General features: G+C 32.2%; 10 protein-coding genes. 4 read left to right on the forward strand and 6 right to left on the reverse strand.

Features of this window, described 5'->3' with window-relative positions; translation table 11 throughout:
- From AB1410_04920 to AB1410_04935, 4 genes are all read left to right on the forward strand, one after another.
- Positions 1-285: hypothetical protein (locus AB1410_04920; GenBank protein MEW6456041.1), on the forward strand; the 285-nt coding region annotated here is incomplete at its 5' end.
- A 78-nt stretch (positions 286-363) separates the two neighbouring features.
- Positions 364-930: a sigma-70 family RNA polymerase sigma factor gene (locus AB1410_04925; GenBank protein MEW6456042.1), complete on the forward strand. Its 567-nt coding sequence runs from the start codon at positions 364-366 to the stop codon at positions 928-930.
- A complete protein-coding gene (locus AB1410_04930) occupies positions 923-1,531 on the forward strand; it encodes a hypothetical protein (GenBank protein MEW6456043.1) in 609 nt (202 codons plus the stop codon). Before AB1410_04925 ends, AB1410_04930 begins: the two co-directional genes overlap by 8 nt.
- Positions 1,509-2,423, forward strand: coding sequence for a hypothetical protein (locus tag AB1410_04935; GenBank protein MEW6456044.1), 915 nt, complete (start codon positions 1,509-1,511; stop codon positions 2,421-2,423). The genes AB1410_04930 and AB1410_04935 overlap by 23 nt, the downstream gene beginning before the upstream one ends.
- A gap of 1 nt (position 2,424) precedes the next feature.
- On the opposite strand, the gene frr is transcribed toward AB1410_04935, so the two are convergent.
- The 6 genes from frr to rplM all read right to left on the reverse strand — a co-directional run bounded on the left by frr (position 2,425) and on the right by rplM (position 6,087).
- On the reverse strand, positions 2,425-2,982 hold the full coding sequence (frr, locus tag AB1410_04940; protein ID MEW6456045.1) for a ribosome recycling factor: 558 nt from the start codon (positions 2,980-2,982) through the stop codon (positions 2,425-2,427).
- 111 nt (positions 2,983-3,093) lie between these two features.
- On the reverse strand, positions 3,094-3,795 hold the full coding sequence (gene pyrH, locus AB1410_04945; GenBank protein MEW6456046.1) for a UMP kinase: 702 nt from the start codon (positions 3,793-3,795) through the stop codon (positions 3,094-3,096).
- Positions 3,795-4,397, reverse strand: coding sequence for a translation elongation factor Ts (tsf, locus tag AB1410_04950; protein ID MEW6456047.1), 603 nt, complete (start codon positions 4,395-4,397; stop codon positions 3,795-3,797). The genes pyrH and tsf overlap by 1 nt, the downstream gene beginning before the upstream one ends.
- 16 nt (positions 4,398-4,413) lie before the next feature.
- A complete protein-coding gene (gene rpsB, locus AB1410_04955; protein MEW6456048.1) occupies positions 4,414-5,184 on the reverse strand; it encodes a 30S ribosomal protein S2 in 771 nt (256 codons plus the stop codon).
- Positions 5,185-5,236: 52 nt separating this feature from the next.
- Positions 5,237-5,641: a 30S ribosomal protein S9 gene (gene rpsI / locus AB1410_04960; protein ID MEW6456049.1), complete on the reverse strand. Its 405-nt coding sequence runs from the start codon at positions 5,639-5,641 to the stop codon at positions 5,237-5,239.
- Positions 5,642-5,652: 11 nt separating this feature from the next.
- Positions 5,653-6,087 carry a 50S ribosomal protein L13 gene (gene rplM / locus AB1410_04965; protein MEW6456050.1) on the reverse strand — a complete coding sequence of 145 codons (435 nt, stop codon included), beginning with the start codon at positions 6,085-6,087 and terminating at the stop codon, positions 5,653-5,655.
- Between the last annotated feature and the right edge of the window lie 212 nt (positions 6,088-6,299).

Below are 6,299 nucleotides of genomic sequence, written 5' to 3' on the forward strand. Positions count from 1 at the left end.
GCAGAATTCAATTTATTTTTAGAGTTGAGAAAATCCGATTATATTTCAAAAAACTTTGAAATCTCTGTCCACGAAAAAAAAAGCAGGAGCATTGTTTATAAGTTGGTTCCGAAAGAGAGAAAAGATTTTATGTATTTACATTTAGAAATAGATGAGAAAATAAATTTAGTAAAAATTTCAATATTTCTGGAAGATGCAGTGAACGAGATTATTTTTAAAAAATTCAGGAGTGAAATTTATTTACCAGATGGAATTTTTGAAATAAAAAATGGAATTCCAGATTAATTTTAATAAATTATTAAAAATAAACTATTTCCCTTGATTTTCGTATAAGAAAATGAGGGATGAAATGCAAAGGATTTAATGAAGATTTCTGACAGGGAATTGGTTAGGAAGATTCTGAATGGGGAGAGAGAAAACTTTGAAATACTTATCAACAAATATAAAGGTCCAATTGTTAACTTTGTTTACAGAATGGTGATGAATATGGAAAATGCACTGGACATTTCTCAGGAAATATTCATAAAAGTTTTTAATTCCCTTCATGTTTATAATCCCAGTTATGAGTTCAGCACATGGCTGTATAAAATTGCAACAAACCTTACGATTGACCACTTGAGAAAATCAAAGGTTAAACCCGTATCTCTCGATAGAGATGTATTTGATGAGGAAAAAATTGGCTTTGATATTCCAGATGATAGTATGGCACCCCATAAAATATGGAATGAAGAAAGAATAAAAGAATCGATAATAGAAGCAATTGATTTATTACCACAAGGCTTAAAGGAACTAATTGTTCTGAGACATATAAGTGAACTCCCATACAGCGAAATAGCAGAGATAAAAGGGCTTCCTCTGGGAACGGTAAAAAATAGAATTTTCAGAGCTCGTGAAATGATAAGAAATTATCTGGAGAAGAAGAATGAATAATCATTTATCCGCCGAAAACATTTATGATCTGATTGAAAAAAATTTAGACCAGACTGAGAAGAAAGAGATTGAAAATCATCTGTATAAATGTGAGGTATGTTTAAAATATTTTGAGGACAGAAAAGGATTAATTCATTCTTTAAATTCAATTGAAAGAATGGGAATTCCTGAAGAATTTTCAGAGAAAATATTAAAAATAGTCTTTCCAGCTAAAGTAAAATTAAAAAATATCATTTTTGTTTTATCATCAGGAACATTTTTATTTTATCTAACATTATTTATAGTATCGATTTTAAATTATAAGAGGGAAATTTCCACCTTTCCAAAATTTTTATTTTTCTTTATCGATAGTATAAAAAATACTTTGTCTTCTTTCTCAAGAGTAATCTCAAATCTTTATTTTATCTCTAAATTTGTTTTAGAGGTAATTTTTATACCTTTTAAATTTTTTAGAGTATCAGTTTTTTCATTAGGAGCAGACCATATATCAATTTTATTTTTAATTACTATCTTAAATATTATCATGATCTTGATGCTTTATTTAGTGTTAAAAAAATTTTTCTTAAGAGGAGCACAAAGTGAGAAAACAAGCCTTTTCTAATATTCTTATTTTTCTGATTCTTTTACAGCTTTTTTCAGTAAATTTATTTTCATATTTTGAGAATAATTTAAAAAAAGATGTTGTTATTGGAAAAGATGAGGTTTACAAAAAAGAAATCGTTACGTTTGGAGGAGATAGCCTGATTGAGGGAAAGACTTTAGATTCCATAGTGGCATTTGGTGGCTCAATTACAATAAGAGGAGAGGTCGACGATGATGTAGTTGGTTTTGGTTCAAAGATAGCAATTGAATCCAGAGGAAAAGTGACGGGCAGCGTTGTCTGTATAGGAGGAGAATTAATAAAAGATCCTGAGAGTATAATAGAAGGAGAAATAGTTTATTTAATGAGTAAAGGAGATGTATACAATTACCTGAACAAAATTTCAAAAGGGATTCTTTCTTTTTCCTTTGTTCCCATACTTTTTATTATCAAAATAATTCTTTTATTTTTCTGGTTTTTTATCGTACTTTTTGTTTTTGTTGTATTTCAAAGACAGGTTGTATTTTCCTCTTCTGAGTTAACAAAACATTTGGGACGATTTGGAGCTATGGGTTTTATTGTTTTTATAATATTTATTTTCCTTTTAATTTTCTTTTGTATCTTAAGTATTATTTTAATTGGACTTCCTTTTCTTATATTACTCATATTTGCCTATTTGGTTATAAAAATTTTCGGAAGAACTGTTTTACTATATTGGATTGGGAAGAATTTTTCTGTTGCTCTTGGATGGAAGTCAGCTTCAGAAATTTCTTGTGTCCTTGTTGGATTTGTTTTTTTAATGATTTTTTCTTTTATACCTGGCTTGTCGATATTATTTACTTTTCTCCTCGATATATTTGGCCTCGGGACAGTGCTTCTAACAAGATTTGGGACAAAAGCTTATTCTGTATAAATTATTCTCCCAGAATATCTTTTTCTTTCTGTTCTGCTAACTCTTCTGCTTTTTTTATATAATTGCCAGTTAATTCTTGAAGTTTATCATAGCCTTTATACTCTTCATCTTCAGAGATTTTTTTCTCTTTTTCCAGTTCTTTTATCGATTCTTTTGATTCCCGTCGGATTAATCTGATTTTAGTTTTCTCATCTTCTAAAAGCTTTTTCACGAATTTTGCGAGTTCTTTTCTTCTTTCCTCATCCAGAGGGGGAATCGGAACTTTTAGAACCTTACCTTCATTTATGGGATTAAGTCCAATATTTGCTTTTCGTATTGCTTTATCTATTTCTCCTGATACTGATGGGTCCCAGGGTTGAATTATGATTAAATTCGGTTCCTGAACTTGTAATGTAGCAACCTGAGGAATAGGAGTAGAAACTCCGTAATAATCAAAATGAATATCTTCCAGGATAGAAATAGAAGCTCTGCCGGTTCTTATTTTAATAAGTTCTTTCTTAAAATGCTCCAGTGAGTTTTCCATTTTCTTTTTAGTTTCATTTATTATCTGATTTACCATCTTCTTCCCCCTTCAAAAAATTTACCCAGAGACCTCATCTGAGCAACGTGTCCTTTAAAATGACTCAAAATAAAATATTTGATGTCTAAAGTATTAAATTAACCAGGTTGATTAATTTACAAGGGTTCCTATTTTTTCACCCAGTACTGCTTTTTTTATGTTCCCCTTTTCCCTCAAGTTGAAAACTATTATAGGAATGTTGTTGTCCATACAGAGAGATATAGCAGTCGAATCAAGAACCTTAAGGTTTTTCTCAAGAACTTCTAAATATGAAAGCTTCTCGTATTTTATTGCATTCTTTGATATCAAAGGGTCTGCGCTGTAAATTCCATCGACTTTTGTGGCTTTTAAAATTACCTCAGCATGAATTTCTATAGCTCTCAGCGCTGCAGCTGTATCAGTGGTGAAGTATGGGTTCCCTGTTCCAGCTGCGAATATTATAGCTCTTCCTTTCTCAAGGTGACGGAGAGCTCGTCTTCTGATAAAAGGTTCTGCAATTGGTCTGATTTCTAATGCAGAAAGAAGCCTTGTTGTTACACCATTTTTTTCAAGAGCATCCTGAAGGGCAATGCCATTCATCAATGTGGCAAGCATTCCTATGTAATCTGCAGAAGCTCTATCGATTCCAAGTTCTGTTGCTAATTGTCCTCTGAATATGTTTCCACCGCCTGAAACAATAGCTATTCCCACGCCAAGGGAATTAAGTTCGGAAATCTCCTGAGAAATTGTCTGAATTGTGTTTGGATCTATTCCATACCCTCTCTCGCCCTGGAGGGCTTCTCCGCTCAATTTTAAAAGAACTCTTTTATACATTAATTTATGGATTCTCCCTGCTGAAATCTCACAAACCTTCTTACCACTATATTTTCGCCAAATTTATTAATGTAATGGGCTAAATATTGCTTAACTTTCATTTTTTCATCTTTCACAAAAGGTTGCTCAAGCAAGCACACTTCTTCATAGAATTTTTTCATTTTTCCATCGATTATCTTTTCAATTACTGCTTCAGGCTTCCCTGAAGATATTAATTGGTCTCTGTATATTTCTCTTTCTTTATTTAAAATATTTTCAGGAATAGAATCTTGAGAAATATATTTAGGATTCATCGCAGCAATATGCATCGCAATATCTTTCACAAGATTTTGAAATTCTTCATTTTGGGAAACAAAGTCAGTCTCACATCCAAGTTCAACTAAAACACCTATTTTACCCTTCATATGTATGTAAGAACCAATAGCGCCTTGATAGGTTTCTCTTCCAGAGATTTTTTCAGCCCTCTCGAAGCCTTTTTTACGAAGGATTTCAATGGCTTTTTCAATATCTCCCTTGCTTTCTTCCAGAGCTTTTTTGCATTCCATTATACTTATCCCCGTTCTATTTCTCAGTTCCTTAACCTGTTCCATTAAGTCATACATTTTAACTCTCCATTTTTTATTCTAATACGTTCAATTTTTTGATAACATCCTTATTTTCAATTTCTGACTGTTGCTCCTGGATGACTTCAATTGGTTCACTGATCTTTTTTGATTTTCCTTCGATTATTGCATCTACAATTTTTGAAACGAATAATTTTATCGCTCTTATTGCGTCATCATTACCTGGAATTGGGTACATTATATTTTCTGGATCTCCATTTGTGTCGATAACAGATATTATCGGGATGTTCATTTTGGTAGCCTCTGCTACAGCGGTTTTTTCTTTAGAAGGATCTATAATAAAAAGAATTCCAGGGAGCTGTGTCATTTTTTTTATCCCGGAAAAATTTTTTTGTAATTTTTTCAATGTTTTTTCCAGTTTTGATTGCTCTTTTTTTGATAAGATATCCCATCTGCCGTCAATTTTCATTTCTTCTAAATCCATTAATTTTTCTATGCTTTTCCTGACAATATTAAAGTTGGTCAGGAGTCCTCCAACCCATCTTTGATTTACATAAAAAGCTTCTGCTCTCTTGGCTTCCTCTTCTACTATATCCTGAGCTTGTTTTTTTGTACCTACAATGAGAACTTCTTTCCCTTCGGCTACAGAATTAACCGTAAATTCTATAGTTTCCTTAAAAAGGTTCATTGTTTTTTGTAAGTCTATTATGTAGATTCCATTTCTTTCTCCGTATATGTATTCTTTCATTTTTGGGTTCCATCTTTTTGTTTGATGTCCAAAATGGACTCCAGCTTCAAGAAGTTCTTTCATAGTAATTGAAACCAAAGATATTACCTCCTTTTTTCAGGTGACTAAATTAATTTTTAACTTCAAATTGTTATCTTTTATGATATTGAGGGGCTTTTCTGGCTCCTCTCAACCCATATTTCTTCCTTTCTTTTTCTCGAGGATCTCTTGTAAGCAGTCCTGCCTTTTTTAAAGAAGCAACTAATTCCTGGTTATATTTTGAGAGAGCTCTTGCAATTCCCAGTCTTATTGCTCCTGCTTGCCCAGAAATGCCTCCTCCTCCAACTCTTATAAATAGATCAAATTTATTGTCAGTTTCTGTTATTTTTAATGGATGTTTTATCCTTTCTCTCCATTCTTCGAGAGAAAAATATTCTTCAAAGGCTTTGATTTTTCTATTGGCTACAAGAGTTATGTTTCCTTTGCCGGGCCTTAAATAAACTCTTGCAATTGAAGTTTTTCTTTTACCAGTTCCATAATATTGTAAGTCTGCCAATTATCCTCCTGCTAATTTTCTAATGGATATACCTCAGGCACTTGAGCTTGATGGGGATGATTGGGGCCTCTGTAAACCTTTAATTTTTTAAGGAGAGCTCGGCCTAACTTATTTTTTGGTAACATTCCCCAGACAGCTTCCTGAATTATCTTTTCTGGTTTTTTCTTGCGAAGTTCCTCAAACGTTATCTCTTTTAGCCCTCCAATATACCCTGAATGATGTCTATAAACTTTTTTCTTTTTTTTCTCTCCTGTTACTGATACTTTCTCTGCATTAATCACTATTACAAAATCTCCTGTATCGAGAAATGGCACGAATTTAACGTTGTGTTTTCCTCTTAATAGAGAAGCAATTCTTGTAGCGAGTCTTCCGAGGGTTTTGCCTTCTGCGTCAACAAGCCACCATTTTCTTTGAATCTCATCTTTTTTTGGAATGTATGTTTTCATTTCCCCTAATACTTCCATATTTTTATATACTAAAAGATTTAAAATATAAGATATTTAATATTTTGTCAAGGGCGCATTGAGTTATTGTTAGCTAAATTTTAAAAGTGGACTATTTAAGATTTAAAAGTGGACTAATTTCAGGTCTTCATTTTTGACCTTTTCTATTCCTACTAATTTGTTGCCATACCAAAATCTGATTTCTGCCATCCCTG

This window comes from Acidobacteriota bacterium (assembly GCA_040756905.1).
Classification (GTDB): domain Bacteria; phylum Acidobacteriota; class Aminicenantia; order JBFLYD01; family JBFLYD01; genus JBFLYD01.